General features: G+C 63.0%; 16 protein-coding genes. 13 read left to right on the plus strand and 3 right to left on the minus strand.

Going from position 1 to position 18,134, the window contains the following annotated elements:
- Window positions 1-20: 20 nt before the first annotated feature.
- Window positions 21-920, minus strand: coding sequence for a GntR family transcriptional regulator (locus tag UP09_RS20035; RefSeq protein ID WP_044540005.1), 900 nt, complete (start codon window positions 918-920; stop codon window positions 21-23).
- Between the two features lie 262 nt (window positions 921-1,182).
- Between UP09_RS20035 and UP09_RS20040 the strand changes: the two genes are divergently transcribed.
- The 10 genes from UP09_RS20040 to UP09_RS20085 all read left to right on the plus strand — a co-directional run bounded on the left by UP09_RS20040 (window position 1,183) and on the right by UP09_RS20085 (window position 11,808).
- Window positions 1,183-2,106 (plus strand): dihydrodipicolinate synthase family protein, encoded by a 924-nt coding sequence (locus UP09_RS20040; protein ID WP_044540006.1) that lies wholly within the window; start codon window positions 1,183-1,185, stop codon window positions 2,104-2,106.
- Between the two features lie 69 nt (window positions 2,107-2,175).
- Window positions 2,176-3,435 carry an ABC transporter substrate-binding protein gene (locus UP09_RS20045; RefSeq protein WP_044540007.1) on the plus strand — a complete coding sequence of 420 codons (1,260 nt, stop codon included), beginning with the start codon at window positions 2,176-2,178 and terminating at the stop codon, window positions 3,433-3,435.
- A gap of 29 nt (window positions 3,436-3,464) precedes the next feature.
- The gene (locus UP09_RS20050) at window positions 3,465-4,235 is read left to right on the plus strand and encodes a LamB/YcsF family protein (protein WP_044540008.1); all 771 of its coding nucleotides are present in this window, start codon (window positions 3,465-3,467) and stop codon (window positions 4,233-4,235) included.
- Window positions 4,232-4,987 carry a 5-oxoprolinase subunit B family protein gene (locus tag UP09_RS20055; protein ID WP_044540009.1) on the plus strand — a complete coding sequence of 252 codons (756 nt, stop codon included), beginning with the start codon at window positions 4,232-4,234 and terminating at the stop codon, window positions 4,985-4,987. The genes UP09_RS20050 and UP09_RS20055 overlap by 4 nt, the downstream gene beginning before the upstream one ends.
- The gene (locus UP09_RS20060; RefSeq protein ID WP_044540010.1) at window positions 4,984-6,024 is read left to right on the plus strand and encodes a 5-oxoprolinase subunit C family protein; all 1,041 of its coding nucleotides are present in this window, start codon (window positions 4,984-4,986) and stop codon (window positions 6,022-6,024) included. The genes UP09_RS20055 and UP09_RS20060 overlap by 4 nt, the downstream gene beginning before the upstream one ends.
- Window positions 6,025-6,306: 282 nt before the next feature.
- Window positions 6,307-7,911 carry an ABC transporter substrate-binding protein gene (locus UP09_RS20065; protein WP_044540011.1) on the plus strand — a complete coding sequence of 535 codons (1,605 nt, stop codon included), beginning with the start codon at window positions 6,307-6,309 and terminating at the stop codon, window positions 7,909-7,911.
- A 17-nt stretch (window positions 7,912-7,928) separates the two neighbouring features.
- Complete coding sequence (locus UP09_RS20070) at window positions 7,929-8,870, plus strand: ABC transporter permease (protein ID WP_044540012.1); 942 nt, start codon at window positions 7,929-7,931, stop codon at window positions 8,868-8,870.
- Window positions 8,867-9,790, plus strand: a complete 924-nt coding sequence (locus UP09_RS20075) for an ABC transporter permease (protein ID WP_044540013.1) — start codon at window positions 8,867-8,869, stop codon at window positions 9,788-9,790. The genes UP09_RS20070 and UP09_RS20075 overlap by 4 nt, the downstream gene beginning before the upstream one ends.
- Before the next feature lie 33 nt (window positions 9,791-9,823).
- A complete protein-coding gene (locus tag UP09_RS20080; protein ID WP_044540014.1) occupies window positions 9,824-10,813 on the plus strand; it encodes an ABC transporter ATP-binding protein in 990 nt (329 codons plus the stop codon).
- On the plus strand, window positions 10,810-11,808 hold the full coding sequence (locus UP09_RS20085; protein WP_044540015.1) for an ABC transporter ATP-binding protein: 999 nt from the start codon (window positions 10,810-10,812) through the stop codon (window positions 11,806-11,808). The genes UP09_RS20080 and UP09_RS20085 overlap by 4 nt, the downstream gene beginning before the upstream one ends.
- 33 nt (window positions 11,809-11,841) lie before the next feature.
- On the opposite strand, the gene UP09_RS20090 is transcribed toward UP09_RS20085, so the two are convergent.
- Together UP09_RS20090 and UP09_RS20095 are read right to left on the minus strand one after the other, a co-directional pair.
- The gene (locus tag UP09_RS20090) at window positions 11,842-13,257 is read right to left on the minus strand and encodes a sensor histidine kinase (RefSeq protein ID WP_044540016.1); all 1,416 of its coding nucleotides are present in this window, start codon (window positions 13,255-13,257) and stop codon (window positions 11,842-11,844) included.
- Complete coding sequence (locus UP09_RS20095; RefSeq protein ID WP_044540017.1) at window positions 13,254-13,919, minus strand: response regulator; 666 nt, start codon at window positions 13,917-13,919, stop codon at window positions 13,254-13,256. The genes UP09_RS20090 and UP09_RS20095 overlap by 4 nt, the downstream gene beginning before the upstream one ends.
- 58 nt (window positions 13,920-13,977) lie before the next feature.
- Here UP09_RS20095 and UP09_RS20100 point away from each other — a divergent pair, with 58 nt between their 5' ends.
- From UP09_RS20100 to UP09_RS20110, 3 genes are all read left to right on the plus strand, one after another.
- Complete coding sequence (locus UP09_RS20100; protein WP_082070210.1) at window positions 13,978-15,105, plus strand: ABC transporter substrate-binding protein; 1,128 nt, start codon at window positions 13,978-13,980, stop codon at window positions 15,103-15,105.
- A 98-nt stretch (window positions 15,106-15,203) separates the two neighbouring features.
- On the plus strand, window positions 15,204-16,517 hold the full coding sequence (locus UP09_RS20105; protein ID WP_044540018.1) for an MFS transporter: 1,314 nt from the start codon (window positions 15,204-15,206) through the stop codon (window positions 16,515-16,517).
- Window positions 16,518-16,697: 180 nt separating this feature from the next.
- On the plus strand, window positions 16,698-18,101 hold the full coding sequence (locus UP09_RS20110) for a 2-hydroxycarboxylate transporter family protein (RefSeq protein WP_082070211.1): 1,404 nt from the start codon (window positions 16,698-16,700) through the stop codon (window positions 18,099-18,101).
- Window positions 18,102-18,134 lie beyond the last annotated feature (33 nt).

An 18,134-nucleotide genomic window follows, 5' to 3' on the forward strand; every position in this document is an offset into this window, starting at 1 on the left:
CTACGTGCCGATGCTGGCCGTCACTTGCCGTTCTCTTGCGCAGATGGCGCCGCGGCGAGGGCGTGTTCAAGGTGCATGCGCATTTTGGTGGAGGCGTGGGCGAAATCCCCTGCCGCTATCGCCTCGATGATCGCCACGTGCTCGCGGCACCAGTCCTGGACCCGGCGGCTGTTGACGTAGCTGCCGAATTCCAAGAGTCGTCTCAGCCGGTTCTGGTGCTGGACCGCCTGGACGAAGAAGGCATTGCCGCAAAATTCGGCGCACATTTCGTGAAACGCCGCATCGGTCTCGAACAGTTGCGCGCCGCTGACCGTTGCGATGTCGGGATGCGAGATCAGATACAAATGCTGCAGCCGCATCCGTTCGATGGCCGCGAGATCCGGCCTGAATGTCGGCAGCAGAAAACCGGCAGGTTCGAGCGTCAGGCGAAACTGGTAGCTGGCCTTGAGCGAGACCACCGAATCGAGCGTTGGAAGGAAGGTCCATCCGTGACCCTTGTTCCTCGCGATCAAACCGTCCTCGGCGAGCCGCGACAGGGTGCGCGTCAGCGCGGCCCGGTCGACGCCATAGCGGCGCGCGATTTCGCTTTGGGTCATGGAATTCGGAACAGCGTTGTCGAGGCGGTCGCGAACCAGAAGCTGGTAGAGCCTCTCGTCGGCCGTCGAAGGAACCTCGATCTCGATGCGATGCAACGAGTCGAACGGCTTTCGCACGAAGTATCCGCGGTTCTTCCGCGTCTCGACGATGCCGCGCTCGGCAAGCAACTCCAGCGCCGAGCGGATCGGTGTGCGTGAGACGCCGATCAGATCGGCGAGCTGTTGCTCGCGCAGATGGTGGCCCGGCTCCATCCTGGCGTCGCGGATGACGTCGAGAAGCTGGTTGGCCAGATGGAAGCTGCTCTGACGGGAGGGAGATGCCATGGGCTAACGAGATATCCGAGAGGTCATCATGAAAGTACCGTGGGTTACGGACAGTACAATCGCCTGCCGGTGCGTTTCCAGGCAAGACGGAAGTGCAAAAGGCTTGAGCATCGGCTGCCTGCCAATCGCGCTTGACGAAGGGTACCGCAACGATTGTACATTAGGCATCAATAAAACAATACTGGCTGACTGTCAGGCAAGCCTCGACGGCTGATCCGTTCGTCGCTGCCAAGGTCCACCGGCACTTGAAGGACCCGCGATCATGAAAGACGTCACCGAGTGCCACGCGCGATTGCGAGGCTTGTTCAACATCGCGATCACGCCCTTCAAGGCGGATGGCGCGTTCGACTATGCGGGCCTGGCGCGGAATATCGAACGGGTCATCAGCCTCGGCTTCGATGGCGTCCTGATCGGCGGCACATATGGCGAGTTTCCGGCGATGTCGGGCGAGGAGCGGGCCGGCCTGTTCCTCCGTGTCATGGACATTGTCGGCGATCGCGTTCCGGTGATGCTGTGCAGCGCCGGCTCCGATGTCCGTACCGTCAATGAACTGACATCGCTCGCCGGCGATCTCGGCGGCTTGCCGATGGTGACCCCGCCTTTCGTCTCTGAGGTCACCGATTCGCAGATCGTTGCGTTCTTTCGCGACATGGTCCCGCGCTCGCGGACCGGGGTGCTGGTCTACAATGCGCCCGGCATCGGCATCACCCTGTCGCCGTCGACACTGGAGCAGCTTGCCGATATTCCCGGCGTTGTCGGCGTGAAGCAGGGCGACCTGGCTCCGACGGCGATCGATCAGATTGCGAACCGGATCGGCGGACGAATCCGGTTGTTCTGCGCTTCCGACCTGGCCTTCCTCGGTCCGATGATGTGCGGATTCGACGGCATCAGCTCGACCAACAGCTGCGCGCTGCCGGAACTGATTCTGGCGGCCTATCGGGCGCTGGAGGCCGGCGACGCAGGGGCCGCGCGCGACCTGCACCGGCTTTGGTACCCGTTTCGGGCGCTCGCACGTGAGTTCGGGCAGCCGCAGACCACCAAGGCCGCCATGAACCTGCGCGGCTTCGATGGCGGCTCGGTACGCCCACCGTTGCGGAATCTCGTGGACAGCCAGATCGAGGACGTTGCCGAGGTGCTGCAAGAGCTCGCCGCGGATCGGCGTTCCAGCGTTGCTCTCGCGGCCTGACGACGCGGCCGCTGCCGAGCCATCGAAATTGAAACCGACGGGCGCAAGCCCACACAGAGGAGCAATCAGATGAATCGCAGGCAAGTGCTGATGAGCGGCGCGTCGATACTGTCCTTCGCGGCGCTGTCAGGTGTGGCGGGGCCCGCGATTGCCCAGGCCGGTCAGGACGTTGTGATCGGGGTGTTGTTCCCGATGTCGGGTGCGAACGCGCAAGTCGGTATCGATGCCCGTCATGCAATGGAAACGGCGGCTGACATCGTCAATAATTCGTACGATCTCGATTTGCCGACGGCAAAGAACGCGGGCCTGGCCGGGCTCGGCAATGCCAAGATCAGACTGGTGTTCGCCGACCATCAGTCCGATCCGCAAAAGGGCCGCGCGGAGGCCGAGCGCCTGATCACCCAGGAGAAGGCCTGTGCCCTGATCGGCTGCTATCTGTCGTCCGTTTCCTCGACGGTCAGTGGGGTCGCCGAGCGCTATGGCCTGCCGTTCCTGTGTGCGGATTCCTCATCGCCGAGCCTGGCGCGCCACGAGCTGAAGTTCTTCTTCCGTCCGGCCGCACAGGACGAAATGTTCTCGGCCGCGATGTTCGATTTTCTCGACGCCCAGAAGGCGAAAGGCAAGAAGGTCGAGACTGTTGGCCTGTTTTTCGAGGACACGATCTTCGGGACCGATTCATCGAACACCCAGCGCAAGCTGGCGGCCGAGCGCGGCTACAAGGTTGTCGCCGACATCAAATACAAATCGAACTCGCCGTCCCTGGGCGTTGAAGTGCAGCAGATCAAGGCTGCCGATCCCGACGTGTTGATGCCGTCGAGCTATATCACCGATGCGATTCTCCTGATGCGGACGATGGGCGAACTCGGCTACAAGCCCAAGAATATCGTCGCCCAGGCGAGCGGCTTTTCCGACAAGGCATTTTTCGACGCCGTTGGCGACAAGGCAACCGGCATCATCTCACGCGCGAGCTTCTCGCTCGACATGGCCCAGAAACGGCCGAGCGTTCTCAAGGTCAACAACATGTTCAAGGCGCGTTCCAGCCGCGACCTGAACGACAGCACCTCGCGCGAGCTGATGGGGCTGCTCGTCCTCGCCGACGCGATCGATCGCGCCAAATCGACCGACGGCGACGAGATTCGCGAGGCGCTGGTGGCTACCGACATTCCTGGCGAGCGCACCATCATGCCGTGGAAGCGCGTCAAATTCGAAGCTGACGGTCAGAATGTGGATGCCGATCCGGTGCTGGTCCAGTACATTAATGGCGCGTTCGTCACGATCTTTCCGGCGGCGGTCGCACTTGCCGAACCGCTCTGGCCGATGAACGCCTGACCGGCGTCAAGAACCTCAAGGAGGCGATCATGCCGTCCGTCGATCTCAATTCCGATCTTGGCGAAGGCTTTGGGACCTATCGCTGCGGCGACGATGACGCCATGCTCGCCATCGTCACCTCGGCCAATGTGGCGTGCGGGCTTCATGCCGGTGATCCCGAGGTGATGGCGCGGACCTTTGCTATCGCTCGCGAGCGCGGCGTTGCGGTCGGAGCCCATCCCGGATTCCCGGATCTGTGGGGCTTCGGCCGCCGCCGTCTTCCGTTCTCCAATGGTGAGATCGAGAGGCTGGTGGCCTATCAAATCGGCGCGGCGAGCGCGCTCGCGGCTTACGCCGGCCATCGCATTACCTATGTGAAGACCCACGGCGCGCTCGGTAACATCGCCTGCGAGGAACGCGGCGTCGCCGACGCGGTGGCGCGGGCGGTGCGCGCGGTCGATCCCGGCCTCGCCGTGCTCGGGATCGCATTGACGGAGATGGTCGCGGCCGCCGACGGCGCGGGTCTCGAAGTCTATCAGGAGATCTATGCCGATCGCGGCTACACCGACACCGGGCAGTTGATTGCGCGCGGCCAGCCCGGCGCGATGATCGAAGGCGCGGAGGAGGCTGCCGCGCGCGTGCTTGAGATGGTCGAAACCGGGGCGGTGATCACCGCAAGCGGCAAGCGCCTGCCGACATCGATCCGCTCGATTTGCGTCCATGGCGATTCCGACTATGCGGTCGCGACCGCCCGCTGCGTCCGCGAACGTCTGGAACAGGCCGGTATTGTCTTGAAGCCGTTCCGCCCAGTTGCGACATGAGACGTCACGCCGATCTCGATCCAGCGCCTGGGTTGTCCGATCCGCGTTTCCTTGATGCGGGAGAAGCCGCGCTGGTCGTCCAGTTCGGCGAGATTGTCGATCCCGCGATCAACGACAGGGTGCTCGCGCTCGATGCGGCGCTGCGCGCCGATCCTCCAGCGGGAACGCGCGAGTTCGTGCCGACCTACCGCTCGCTGATGATCCACTACGATCCACTGGAGATCGATAGGGCTACGCTGGTTGCCACCGTGCGCCGTGCGATGGAAGCCGCCGTGGAAGGGCGCGGACAAGCCACCATTTGGACATTGCCTTGCTGCTACGATCCGGCTTTGGCTGAGGATCTCGACGAGGCTGCGCAGCTTCTCAAGCTGACCCGGGACCGGGCGGTCGCGTTGCATCACAAAGCGACCTATCGGGTCTACATGTGCGGCTTCACGCCCGGTCAGCCCTATCTCGGCGGTGTGCCGGAGGCGCTGAAGATATCGCGCCGTCCGACACCCAGGCCGCCGCATGCCGCAGGCGCGGTGCTGATCGGCGGCGGCCTCTGCGTTGTCGCGCCTTTCGTGATGCCGACCGGCTGGTACGTCATCGGCCGGACTCCGGAGCGTCTTTACGCAGCCGAGCGCAAGGATGCCTTTCTGATCCAGGCCGGCGATATGCTGCGCTTCGACCCGATCGATCTGACGACCTTTCGGGATCTGGAGCAGCGCGCGGCGAGCGGCGAGATCGTCGCCCGCAAGAGTGCCGCATGATCGCTGTCACGCCGGAAGCGATCCTTCGCGTGCTCTCTGCCGGACCGGGCGTGACGCTGCAGGATGCCGGCCGTCACGGCTATCTGCGGTTTGGCGTCACTGCGGCAGGCCCGATGGATCGGTTGGCGCATGCGGCGGCAAATCTGGCCGTCGGCAATCCTGCAGGCGCCACCGCGCTCGAAGTCTCCGTGGGTGGTGTTGAAGTGACCGCCCAGTCCGCGCCGCTCCATGTTGCCGTTGCCGGCGGCGAATTTTCACTCAGCCTCGACGGTAGGCCGCTGCCGCCTGCGATGGTTCTCAACCTGGATGAAGGCGCGGTGCTGAGAATTCGCGCCGGTGGTCGCGGCTCGTGGTGCTATCTGGCGGTGGCGGGCCGCTTCGCCGTGCCAAAAGTGCTTGGCTCGCACGCCACCCACACCCGTACCGGCTTCGGCGGCGTGAACGGGCGGGCGGTCGTCGCCGGCGATCGCCTCGGAATCGAACCGTCGGGGTCGTCAGCGCCGTCGCCGGGCGCCATCATCGCGCCCTGGCTCGACCGCCCGATCGATGCGGTTCGTGTGGTGCTTGGTCCTCAACAGGACTACTTCGCCGACGATCAGATCTCTGCGTTTCTGGCCGGGCCATGGACCGTCTCGGCCAAGGGCGATCGCATGGCGTGCTTTCTCGACGGACCCCAACTGACGCATGCACGCGGCTACAATATCGTTTCCGACGGGATCGCGATGGGTGCGATCCAGGTGCCGGGAGATGGCCGTCCGATCGTTCTGATGGCCGATCGTCAATCGACTGGCGGGTATCCGAAGATTGCCACCGTCATCGGTCCCGATCTTGGCCGGCTGGCGCAGGCGAGGCCGGGAACGACGTTCCGCTTCGAGGCGGTATCGATCGAGCAGGCGGTCGCCGCGCGTCGCGACGAGGCCGCGGAGCTGGCGCGCGGCATTGTCGTCGAGCCGCTGTTGCGCACGGACTTCAGTTCTGAATTCCTGCTCGGCCTCAATCTGATCGACGGCGTCGTCAGCGTCGAGCCTTCCGGATAACGTCCCGACCGACAACATACCTTTGTCGCAGGTGTCGGTGGGCACCTCATCGGCGCCCGCAAGCCCATGTGATCACATTGAAAATGCGCCCGATCGAATTTGCCCCGTCGTTGCCGCCGCGCCAACCCGCCGCTGGCGCCGTGGACCGCGCTGGCATACCATTTGCACGCAAAATAATCAGTCATCATCGATCCGACCGTCCGTTTCACCTCACTTGGCGCCGAACCCCCGGCCTCTGAAACGGACGGAATCGCCACATCAACCCGACGCTTGGAGAGTTTCATGGATCGCAGGACCCTGTTGAAAGGATTGGCCGGGGTGGGCAGCCTGGCGGCGACCGGCGGTGTTTCGATGCCGGCCCTTTCCCAGAATGCTGCGGCGCGCACCTTGCGCTTCGTGCCGCAGGCCAACCTTGCGAATTTCGATCCGATCTGGGGGACCCAGTATGTCGTGCGCAACGCCGCCGCGCTGGTGTGGGACACGCTCTATGGCGTCGACGCGACGCTGCAGCCGCAGCGCCAGATGGTCGAGTCCGAGGAAGTCACCGATGACGGGCTGACCTGGACCTTTCGCCTCCGGCCGGGGCTGAAGTTCCACGATGGCGAGCCGGTACGGAGCAAGGACGTCGTCGCAAGCATCGCGCGCTGGTCGGTGCGCGATCCGATGGGGCTGATGATCAAGGCGATCCAGCAGGAACTGACCGCCGTCGACGACAAGACCTTCAAATTGGTGCTGAAGGCGCCTTATCCGAAGCTGCTCTATGCGCTCGGCAAGAACAACACGCCGATCGCCTTCATCATGCCGGAACGCATCGCGCAGACCGACCCGTTCAAGCAGATCACCGACTATGTCGGTTCGGGGCCGATGAAGTTCGCGAAGGCCGAGTGGGTCCCTGGCGCCAAGGCGGTGTTCGAGAAATTCACCGACTATGTGCCGCGGCAGGAGAAGGCGTCCTGGCTCGCCGGCGGCAAGCAGATCTTGATTGATCGCCTGGAATGGGTCGTCATCCCGGATCCCGCCACGGCAGCGGCCGCATTGCAGAACGGCGAGGTCGATTGGTGGGAGAGCCCGATCACCGATCTCGTGCCGGTGCTCAAGAGCAACCGCAACATCAATGTCGACATCGCCGACCCGCTCGGCAACGTCGGTTCGTTCAGGATGAACCACCTCTATCCGCCCTTCAACGACGTGAGGGCGCGGCGTGCCGTGCTGATGGCGATGAGCCAGGAAGATTACATGCGGGCGTTGGTTGGGGACGACACCTCGCTCTGGAAGGAACTGCCGGGCTTCTTCACGCCGGGTACGCCGCTCTATTCGGAGGCGGGCGGCGAGATCCTCAAAGGCAAGCGCGATCTCGACGCGGCCAAGAAGCTGTTGGCCGAGAGCGGTTATTCGGGCCAGCCGGTCACCTGCCTGGTGGCGCAGGATCAACCGATCACCAAGGCGCAGGGCGACGTCACGGCGGATTTGCTAAAGAAGCTCGGCATGAATGTCGATTTCGTCGCGACCGATTGGGGCACGGTCGGCTCCCGCCGCGCCGTGAAGACGCCTCCGGGGCAGGGCGGTTGGAGTATGTTCCACACCTGGCACGCTGGCGCGGACTGCATCAATCCCGCGCCCTACAACGCCATTCGCGCCAACGGCGACAAGGCGTGGTTCGGCTGGCCGTCGAGCGAGGCCGTGGAGAAGGATGTCGTGGCATGGTTCGACGCCAAGAATCTCGATGAAGAGAAGGCCGCGATCAATAATCTCAACAAGGCGGCACTCGATGACGTGGTCTATGCGCCGACCGGATTCTTCCTCGGCTACACAGCGTGGCGCAAGAACGTTGCCGGTGTCACGAAGGGGCCGCTGCCGTTCTTCTGGGGCGTGTCGAAGACCGCATGACGGCACGGTAAACCGACATGGTCTCGTATATCCTGCGGCGCATTCTCTCGACGTTGCCCGTGATGGCAATCGTCGCGCTGTTCGTCTTCAGTCTGCTCTACATTGCGCCGGGCGATCCGGCGGTGGTGATCGCCGGCGATCAGGCCAGTCCCGCCGACGTTGAACGGATTCGCCAGAGCCTCGGTCTCGACCGGCCGTTCCTGGTGCAGTTTGGCTCGTGGCTCTGGCACATCCTTCATGGCGACCTCGGCACCTCGATCTTTACCAGCCTGCCGGTCTCGAAATTGATCGCGCAGCGCATCGAGCCGACGCTCTCGCTGATGGTGCTCACGCTGCTGCTGACAATCCTTATCGCGGTCCCGCTCGGGGTGGTGGCGGCGTGGAAAGCGGGCAGCTGGATCGATCGCACCATCATGGCGTTCGCCGTGTTCGGCTTCTCGCTTCCCGTCTTCGTGGTCGGATACATGCTGGCCTACGTGTTCGCGCTCAAGTTCGAGTGGCTTCCCGTGCAGGGCTACACGCCGCTGGCCGAGGGTTTCTGGCCGTGGCTGCAGAATCTGATCCTGCCGTCGGTCGCGCTCGGCTGCGTCTACATCGCGCTGATCGCGCGCATTACCCGGGCCTCGATGCTTGAAGTGCTGCAGCAGGATTACATCCGCACCGCCCGCGCCAAGGGCCTTGGCATGCCCAGCATCCTGTTCGTTCATGCGCTGAAGAACGCCGCCGTCCCGATTGTGACGGTGATTGGTATCGGCATTGCCCTGCTGATCGGCGGCGCGGTCGTGACCGAAAGCGTGTTCGCGATCCCGGGCCTTGGCCGACTGACGATCGACGCGATCCTGCGCCGCGACTATCCGGTCATCCAGGGCATCGTGCTGCTGTTCAGCTTCCTCTACGTGATCGTCAATCTGATGGTTGACGTCATTTACACACTGGTCGACCCGAGGATCCGCTATTGACCGTATCGAGCATCAGCACCGCAGCCCTGCCGCCCGGCCTCGTGATCGCACCGCAGCTGCCTGATCTGCTGCAGCCGGTGAAAATCCGCCACGGCGTATCAGGCTTTCTCCGCAGCCATCCGACCGTTGCGATCGGTGGCGCATTGCTGCTCTGCCTGGTATTGATCGCGATCTTCGCGCCCTATCTCGGGACCGTCGACCCGACGGCGCTTGCGCCTGCCAAGCGGACACGCGCGCCTTCCGCGGACTTCTGGTTCGGCAGCGACATGCTGGGCCGCGACATCTATTCACGCGTGCTTTACGGGGCGCGGGTCTCGCTCACCGTTGGCCTTTCGGTGGCAATCCTGGCCTCGCTCGCAGGTCTTGCCATCGGCCTCGTCTCGGGCTTCGTGCGGTGGGCAGACGGCATCCTGATGCGATTCATCGACGGGTTGATGTCGATACCGCCGATCCTGCTCGCGGTTGCGCTGATGGCCTTGACGCGCGGCAGCGTCGGCAACGTCATCCTGGCCATCACCGTCGCCGAGATCCCGCGCGTTACGCGCCTCGTGCGCAGCGTGGTGCTGTCGCTGCGCGAGCAGCCTTATGTGGACGCCGCCGTCGCCTCCGGAACGCGAACGCCGATGATCATCGTGCGTCACATCCTGCCCAATACGCTGGCGCCGATGCTGGTCCAGGCCACCTATATCTGCGCCAGTGCCATGATCGTGGAGTCCATTCTCTCCTTCATCGGCGCGGGTACGCCGCCGACCATTCCATCCTGGGGCAACATCATGGCCGAGGGCAGGGCACTGTGGCAGGTCAAGCCTTACATCGTGTTCTTTCCTTCCGCGTTCCTGTCTGTCACCGTGCTCGCCGTCAACCTGCTCGGCGACGGTCTTCGTGATGCGCTCGATCCGCGCATGGCCAAGAGCCTGTAGAGAGCCTGTAGGCCAGGCGAGGGTTTTGATCCAATGGCATTGCTCGAAGTCGAGAATCTGCAGACCCATTTCCGGACTCCCGACGGGATCAACCGCGCGGTTGACGGCGTGTCCTTCCAGGTCGACGAAGGCGAGACGCTGGCGATCGTCGGCGAATCCGGCTGTGGCAAGTCGGTCACCTCGATGTCGCTGATGCGGCTCATTCCCGAGCCCCCGGGCAAGATCGCGGGTGTGGTCCGTTTCCAGGGAAGGGATTTGCTGCAACTCTCCGAGCGCGAGATGCGCTCCATCCGCGGCAACGACATTTCAATGATCTTCCAGGAACCGATGTCGAGCCTCAACCCGGTGCTGACCGTCGGCCGCCAGATCGGCGAGACGTTGCGGATGCATCAAGGGCTGGACAAGCAGGCCGCGGAGGCACGCGCTATCGAGATGCTGAATTTGGTCGGCATCCCGGAGCCGGCGCGGCGCGTGCGCGAGTATCCCCATCAGCTCTCGGGGGGTATGCGCCAGCGCGTGATGATCGCCATGGCGCTGGCCTGCAATCCAAAGCTCCTGATTGCCGACGAGCCGACCACGGCGCTCGACGTCACGATCCAGGCGCAGATCCTGCAATTGATGCTGGACCTCAAGCGCCGGGTCGGTGCGGCGATCGTCCTGATTACCCATGATCTCGGCGTGGTCGCCGAGATCGCGGAGCGCGTCATGGTGATGTATGCCGGCCGCAAGGTTGAGGAAGCGCCGGTGGCCGAGTTGTTCCGCTCCCCCCGCCATCCCTATACGCAGGGCCTGCTCGGTGCGGTGCCCAGGCTCGGCTCGTCTCTCAGCGGCGCCGCGCGGCGGCTTGCCGAGATCCCCGGACAAGTGCCCAGCCTCAAGAAGGCAATCGTGGGCTGCGTGTTTGCCGGGCGGTGTGCGCTCGTGACCGATCTCTGCCGTGAGGTCGCGCCGGGTCTCGAAGAGAAGGGCCCCGGCCACATCGCCGCGTGCCACTACGCTGCCAAAGAAACTGCCGCGGCATGAGCGTCCCGCTGCTCCAGGTCAACGACCTCAAGAAGCACTTCCCGGTTCGCGGCGGCCTGTTCGGCCGCCGCTCCGGTTTGGTCCACGCCGTGGATGGCGTGTCCTTTGAGGTCGAACGTGGCGAGACCCTGTCGCTTGTCGGTGAATCCGGCTGCGGAAAGTCGACGGTCGGCCGGGCCATCCTGCGTCTGTTCGACATCACCGCCGGCCAGGTGGTGCTTGATGGCCAGCGAATCGACGATGCTTCACCTGCCGGGCTGCGTGTCATGCGCCGCCGCGTGCAGGTGGTGTTCCAGGATCCGTTCTCCAGTCTCAATCCGCGGATGCGCGTGCGCGATATCCTGGCCGAGCCGATCCGCAATTTTGGACTTGCCAAATCCTCTGCCGACCTCGAGGCGCGCGTTGTCGCGCTGATGGACACCGTGCGCCTGCCGCGCGACGCGCTGAACCGGCGGCCGCACGAATTCTCCGGCGGTCAGCGCCAGCGCATCGGGATCGCCCGCGCGCTTGCGGCGGAGCCCGACCTGATCGTTTGTGACGAGGCGGTGTCGGCGCTCGACGTCTCGGTCAAGGCCCAGATCGTCAATTTGCTGCAGGATCTGCAGCAGCAATTCGGTCTTGCGCTGCTCTTCATCAGCCATGACCTGGCTATCGTCGAACACATGACGCACCGGGTCGCCGTGATGTATCTCGGCAAGATCGTCGAGATGGCGCCGAGGCAGCAAATCTTCACCGCGCCGGGGCATCCCTACACCAAGGCCTTGCTCTCGGCCGTGCCGGTGCCGGAGCCTGGCGCTATCAGAAACCCGATCATCCTGAAGGGTGATGTGCCGAGCCCGATCAACCCACCGAGCGGCTGCCGTTTCAACACCAGGTGTCCATTCGTGTTCGATCGTTGCAGAGCAGAGGAGCCGGAGCTTCGGTTGGCCGGAGACAATCAGTGGGTAGCGTGTCATCTCGAAACCCTTCCGGAGGCATCGGCCTCCGCCGGGTAATAAAAGTCGGCGTTGCGATGCGAGCGGGTGAGCTCAGTCGTCCACGGCGTCCGCAGGAAAATTGAGTGTGACAGTCAGGCCGCGACCGTCGATGCCTTCCGTTAGCGTTATCGTGCCGGCACTTTGCTCCACCAAGGCGCGGACGATGGAGAGCCCGAGCCCGGAGCCGGGAGGACGGGTGGCCGCAGGTATGCGGTAAAAGCGATCGAATACTCGCTCGCGGTACTCTCGCGCAATGCCCGGGCCGTTGTCTGCGATCTTCACGCCATACTGGCCAGGGCTAGCGACGACACCGACAATCACGCTACCACCCTCGCGATTGTACCTGATCGCGTTGTCGATCAGGTTGGTCAGAATGTCGTGCAGCGCCGATGGATCTGCGTGGAGCGGTGCATTGTCGATCTCGCAGTCAAACGCCAGCTCGACATTCTTCGCGGCCGCGAAGGGCGCCATGGTGACGATGGCCTCGCTTGTGCTCGCGACGAGATCGGTGGAAGGCGTATCCTCAGTTGGCGTGGCAACCGCAGCCTGCTCCACCCGCGCCATCACGATGAGCTGGGCGACCAGCCGATCCAGATGTTTGGTCGATCTCTCGATCTCGGCGATGGTCTCGACATTGGTTGGCAGTTGGCTGGTGTCGCGTTGCAGCAGCGCCAGATGGACGCGCAGTGAAGCGAGCGGCGTCTTCATCTGGTGCGAAGCATCGGCGATGAAGTCCCGGATCACCTCGATCGCGACCTCGAGACGGGCGAACAGCTCGTTCATCGCCCGCACCGGCGGATGTGCTTCGATCGGGATGCGTTCGAGCTCGAGCCGGTCCAGGCTTGCTCCCGTTCCCAATTGCCGCGTATCGATCTCGCGTCCAAGATCGACCAGCGGCGAAAGCGCCCGCCGGACAGCAAACCAGACCAGGATGGCGGCGGTGGCGATGATGGCGACTTCCAGCGCCGCCAGCGCGAGCAGGAGCTGACGCTGCACTGCCGTTCGTCCGTTCATGGTCTCCGCGACCTCGATCAGGACCGGGTGCGGTTTGCCGTAAGCCGCTTGGGTCATCGCCGCGACGCGGACCGCAACTCCCCGATAGAGGGAATCGAAATGCTTGACGCTCCCGACCGGGATCGCGGCGGCGTCGGAACGTGGCAGATCCTGATAGCCCGTGATGAGCACCTCGCCGTGGGATACACTATAATAGACGCTGTCGTTAGCTCTGCTCTCGAGCATCCCAAGCGCGACCTGAGGCAGGTCGACCGTGATTTCTCCGTCTTCGACGGCGACCTTTTCAGCGATCGCCTTCACCGAGCCGTCGAGAACGCGATCATAGGCGCTTTCGATCGTTTTGCTGATCAGCAGCAAACCGGCGAGCCCAAACGCAACGGCGAGCGCGCTGGTTGGAACCAGCAGATTGAGAAGCAGCGCGCGGCGTAGTGAAGGGACTCGCTTTGCGGTCACTTGTTCTCCATCAGATAGCCAAGGCCCCGTATCGTCTTGATTGTGGGTCCCCTGGGTCCGAGTTTATGCCTGAGCCGCCCGATATAGAGTTCGATGGCGTTCGGCGCGACCGCTTCGTCGAAGCCGAAGATTTCCGAGATCAGCCGCTCCTTGCGCACCAGCCGGCCGGCATGTGACATCAGGATCTCGAGAACGGTGACTTCGCGGCGGCGCAGCAACAATGGCTGGTCGTCGATGATGGCCGTTGCGGAAGAGGTGTCCAGCAACAAGGATCCGCATCGCAAGATCGGATCGAGGCGGCCTTTGCCGCGCCGCACCAAAGCCTTGACCCTCGCCTCGAATTCATCCAGGTCGAACGGCTTTGTAAGGTAATCATCGGCTCCAAGGTTGAGACATTTGACCTTGTCCCTCACGTCGCTGAGCGCTGTGAGGATGAGGATCGGTACCTCGCAGCCATTGCTGCGCAGCCTGCGAAGCACCTCCTGGCCCGGCAGGTCCGGCAGACCGAGATCGAGCACGATCAGCGAGTAGGCTTCGGATGGGACGATCCCGATTGCGTCCGATCCGCTCGTCTCGTGGTCGACGGCGATGCCCGACGGTGCCAACGCCTTCCTGAGGCCTTCGACCAGCGACGTGTCATCCTCAACGACCAGGATACGCAAGACGATGAACCTCGAGTCAGGGCCGCGGGCGTTGCCAAACGCGGCAATGTAAGTTCAGATGCTCCACGAGGTCAAAAGATTGCGTATCGTCCATGCGAACTTGTCGCCACGCTTGCCGGCGTACCATCGAGCCGCCGGCCTGTGTGGGCTTGTATTGTATCTTCTGTTCGGCGCTACCGCGCCTCGCGCCGAAACCCTGGTCGACGGCAACGCCAACGCCGGTCGCCCGCAGGTTCATCTTGCAGTGCACGGTACGACCGACAGGTCCGAAGTCGCCGATCTCCTGACCGAATTCATGAATCGGAACCCTGACGTTCTGGTTCAGTATTCAAAGGTGTTGTCGACGGACCTGTTCGACGATGCAGTGAAGCATTCCGGGACAAAGGGCACGGCCGATGTGATCTGGAGTTCGTCCATGGACCTCCAGATCAAGCTTGCCAATGATGGGTACGCGGCTGAATATCGCTCGCCTGAAGCCGACGGGATTTTCGACTGGGCGCGTTGGAAAGATCGCGCTTACGGCGTCACCGCCGAACCGGTGGTGATCGTCTACAACAAGCGCCTGCTGCAGGGCGGTCTGGTGCCGAAAGACCATGCCGACCTGCTACGCCTGCTGACGGATCACCTGGCGGTGTTCCGCGGCAAGATCGCGACCTACGATCCCGAACTGAGCGGCACCGGTCTGCTGTTCATCACCCAGGACGTGCGCGTCACGACCCAGACCTGGAAGCTGGTGGCGGCGATGGGACAGGCAGGGGTCAAGCTTTATGCCTCGTCGGACCCGATGATCAACCGCGTCAGTAGCGGCGAGCTGCTGCTGGCATACAATGTGCTGGGTTCCTACGCGCTGGAGCGCGCCAAGCACGATCCAGATCTCGGCGTCGTCTTTCCGAGCGATTACATGCTGTTGCTGTCGCGGATCGCACTGATTCCGCAGTCGGCGCCGCAACCGGAACTGGCCCGTCGCTTCGTCGATTTCTTGCTGTCACGCGGTGGCCAGACCGCGTTGGCCGGGCATTCCCTGGGATCCGTTCGTGACGATATGAAGCCGGCCATTCCCGGCTATGTCGATGCGGCCAAGGCGCTGCGGCCGATCGCGTTGAGCATCGACCTGATGACCTATCTTGATCAGGCCAAGCGTCAGCGATTCCTGAAGGACTGGAGAGAGTCCCTTCAGGCGCGCTGAACGCCGCAAGCGAAGCGGATGACAGCTTGTTGACAGGTTAGGCGGCTATCCTCTTGCCAAAATCAAGCAAGAACAACTTCCCGGGAGGAACATTGATCATGGCGACAACTGAAGCGCAACTCGAAGCGGTGACGATGAAGCGTGTTACGCTGCGCATCATTCCCTTCCTGATGATCTGTTACTTCATTGCCTTCGTTGACCGGGTCAATGTGGGCTTCGCCGCCTTGCAGATGAATAGTGACATCGGGCTGTCGGCGGCAGCGTTCGGGCTTGGCGGTGGCCTGTTCTACATCACCTACGTCCTGTTCGAGGTGCCGAGTAATCTTGCGATGGCGAAGGTCGGCGCGAAGATCTGGATCGCACGGATCATGGTGTCGTGGGGACTAGTCTCCGCCTGCATGGCATTTGTGGTGGGACCGTATTCATTCTTCGCGGTCCGCCTCCTCCTCGGCGCCGCGGAGGCCGGCTTCTTTCCGGGCGTGATTCTGTACCTGACATATTGGTTCCCTAAAGAATACCGCGGCCGCATCGTCGCGCTCTTCATGGTAGCGATCCCTCTCTCGAGCTTCTTCGGCTCGCCGATTTCGGCCAGCTTGCTTCAGTTTAACGGCTTGCTGGGGTTTCACGGCTGGCAGTGGATGTTCGTGCTTGAGGCGGTTCCGGCTGTCATTCTCGGCATCGTCGCGTTCTTCTTTCTGGTCGATCGGCCTGAGGGGGCGCGATGGTTGAGCGAGGAGCAGCGACAGTGGCTCTCGGGCCGTCTAGCCCAGGAGAATTCATCGCCGGAAGCGAAGGTCGGCCATCTCTCGCTCTGGCAGGTCTTCTCCAACAAATATGTCCTGGCCGCTTCCCTGATCTACGCCGGGGCTTCCGGCGCGAGCCAGTGTCTGTCGCTGTGGCAGCCGCAGATCATCAAATCCTTCGGTCTGAGCGATATCCAGACCGGGCTGTTGAACTCGATACCGTTCGGCGTCGCGTCGGTGCTGATGCTGCTCTGGGGGCGCAATTCAGATCGGACCGGCGAACGCAAATGGCACACGGCCATTCCGCTGGCGCTGCTGGCCGGAAGCCTTGCTGCGGCCGGTCTGACCGGCGCGCTGGTGCCGACGATCGCCATCCTGTGTGTAGCCGTAACGGCGACCTACATCATGAAGGGGCCGTTCTGGGCGCTGTCGACCGAATGGATGTCGGCAGGTGTCGCAGCCGCAGCGATCGCGCAGATCAATGCGATTGGCAATCTGGGCGGGTTCTTCGGAAGCTATCTGCTCGGCACCATCAAGGACGCGACTGGAAGCTTCGCGCTCGGGCTGCTCCCGCTCGCCGGCTTGTCGGCCGTTGGATTTGTACTGGTCGTGTCGCTCAGCCGGCAGCAGATGCCATCAGGGTCACCGGCCGCGAGCGCCGCGCATTGATCGTGGTTTTCCGTATGCCACGAGGTATCCATCGCAGACGACGCGACGTGACAGCTTGCTGACAGGTTGAGTGATCTAGGCTGTCGCCCGATAAGACGACCGGAACGGCGTTCGCCCCTCGGCCCACACGGCACAGGCGATTGTTGATATCTGGCAAAAAATACCGGGAGGAGAGCGGACATGGCCTCGCAGGACGCAGGCGGGATTGCTTCGCATCACGAGAGCACGGCGCGGTCGGTCGGTGAGAATTCGACGGGCGTCATCAGCCGTTTCTGGCCTGAGGGGTGGTGGCGTCTCACCGATATCCGGATCGGAATTGTCCCGGTTCCGATTTATGCCTTGCTCGTCGCTCTCGTCGCCGCACTGGTCTATACCGGCGAGATCAAGTCGGACGGGCCGACAATGATCGTGGTGCTGGTGCTTGGTGGCTTCACCTGCGCCGAGATCGGCAAGCGGATCCCGGTGCTGCGCAGCATCGGCGCCGGTGCGATCTTCGCCACCTTCATTCCGTCGGCGCTGGCCTTCTATCACCTGATCCCGGCGCAGGTCGAGACATCCATCATCGACTTCACCAAGTCGACCAATTTCCTCTACCTCTTCATCGCATCCATCATTGTCGGCAGCATCTTTGCGATGGACCGCGATGTCCTGATCCGCGGCTTTCTGAAGATCTTCGTGCCGCTCGCGGTCGGCTCCGTCGTGGCCGCAATTGTCGGGACCGCGGTCGGCACCGCGCTCGGACTTGGCGCCTCGCATACGTTCTTCTACGTGGTCATCCCCATCATGGCCGGTGGCGTTGGTGAAGGTGCGATTCCGCTGTCGATCGGGTACGCCGCGCTGACGGGCGTACCACAGGGCGAAGTCTTTGCGCAGGTCCTTCCGCCGGTCATGCTGGGGAGCCTAACGGCGATCATTCTCGCTGGCACGCTCAATTTCGTCGGCAAGAAATATCCGAGCCTCACCGGTGAGGGCCGACTTCAGCCGCATCAAGACGGTGACATCGATGTCCAGGCGGTGCATGAGGAAGGCGGCGCCGAGCAGGGTGTCGGCCATGTCGGCGTGACCACGATCGCAGCCGCCGGGCTGACCGCGATCACGCTCTATCTCCTCGGCGTGCTCTGCCATCATTTGATCGGCTTGCCGGCGCCGGTCGCGATGCTGTTCCTGGCAGTGCTGGCCAAGCTGACCCGCGCAGTATCGCCGGAGCTGCAGCGCGGCGGATTGGTGGTCTACGAGTTCGTACGGACCAACATGACCTATCCGCTGCTGTTCGCAATCGGTGTCGCGTTGACGCCATGGGACAAGCTGGTCGCGGCGTTTCATTTCGCCAACATCATCACCATCGTGTCGACCGTGGTCACGATCATGGCGACCGGATTCGCGGTCGGCAAGTTTATGAATCTGTATCCGATCGAAACAGCGATCGTGAACGCTTGCCACAGCGGACAAGGTGGAACCGGAGACGTCGCCATTCTGACCGCGGCCAACCGCATGCAGCTGATGCCGTTTGCCCAGATCGCGACCCGGATCGGCGGCGCGATCACCATCACGCTGGTCCTCATCATCATGGGTTACCTGAAATGACCTCGTGGCACGGATCACCGCAATACCCGTCGA

The organism is Bradyrhizobium sp. LTSP885 (assembly GCF_000938305.1).
In the GTDB taxonomy this organism is placed as follows: Bacteria; Pseudomonadota; Alphaproteobacteria; order Rhizobiales; family Xanthobacteraceae; genus Bradyrhizobium.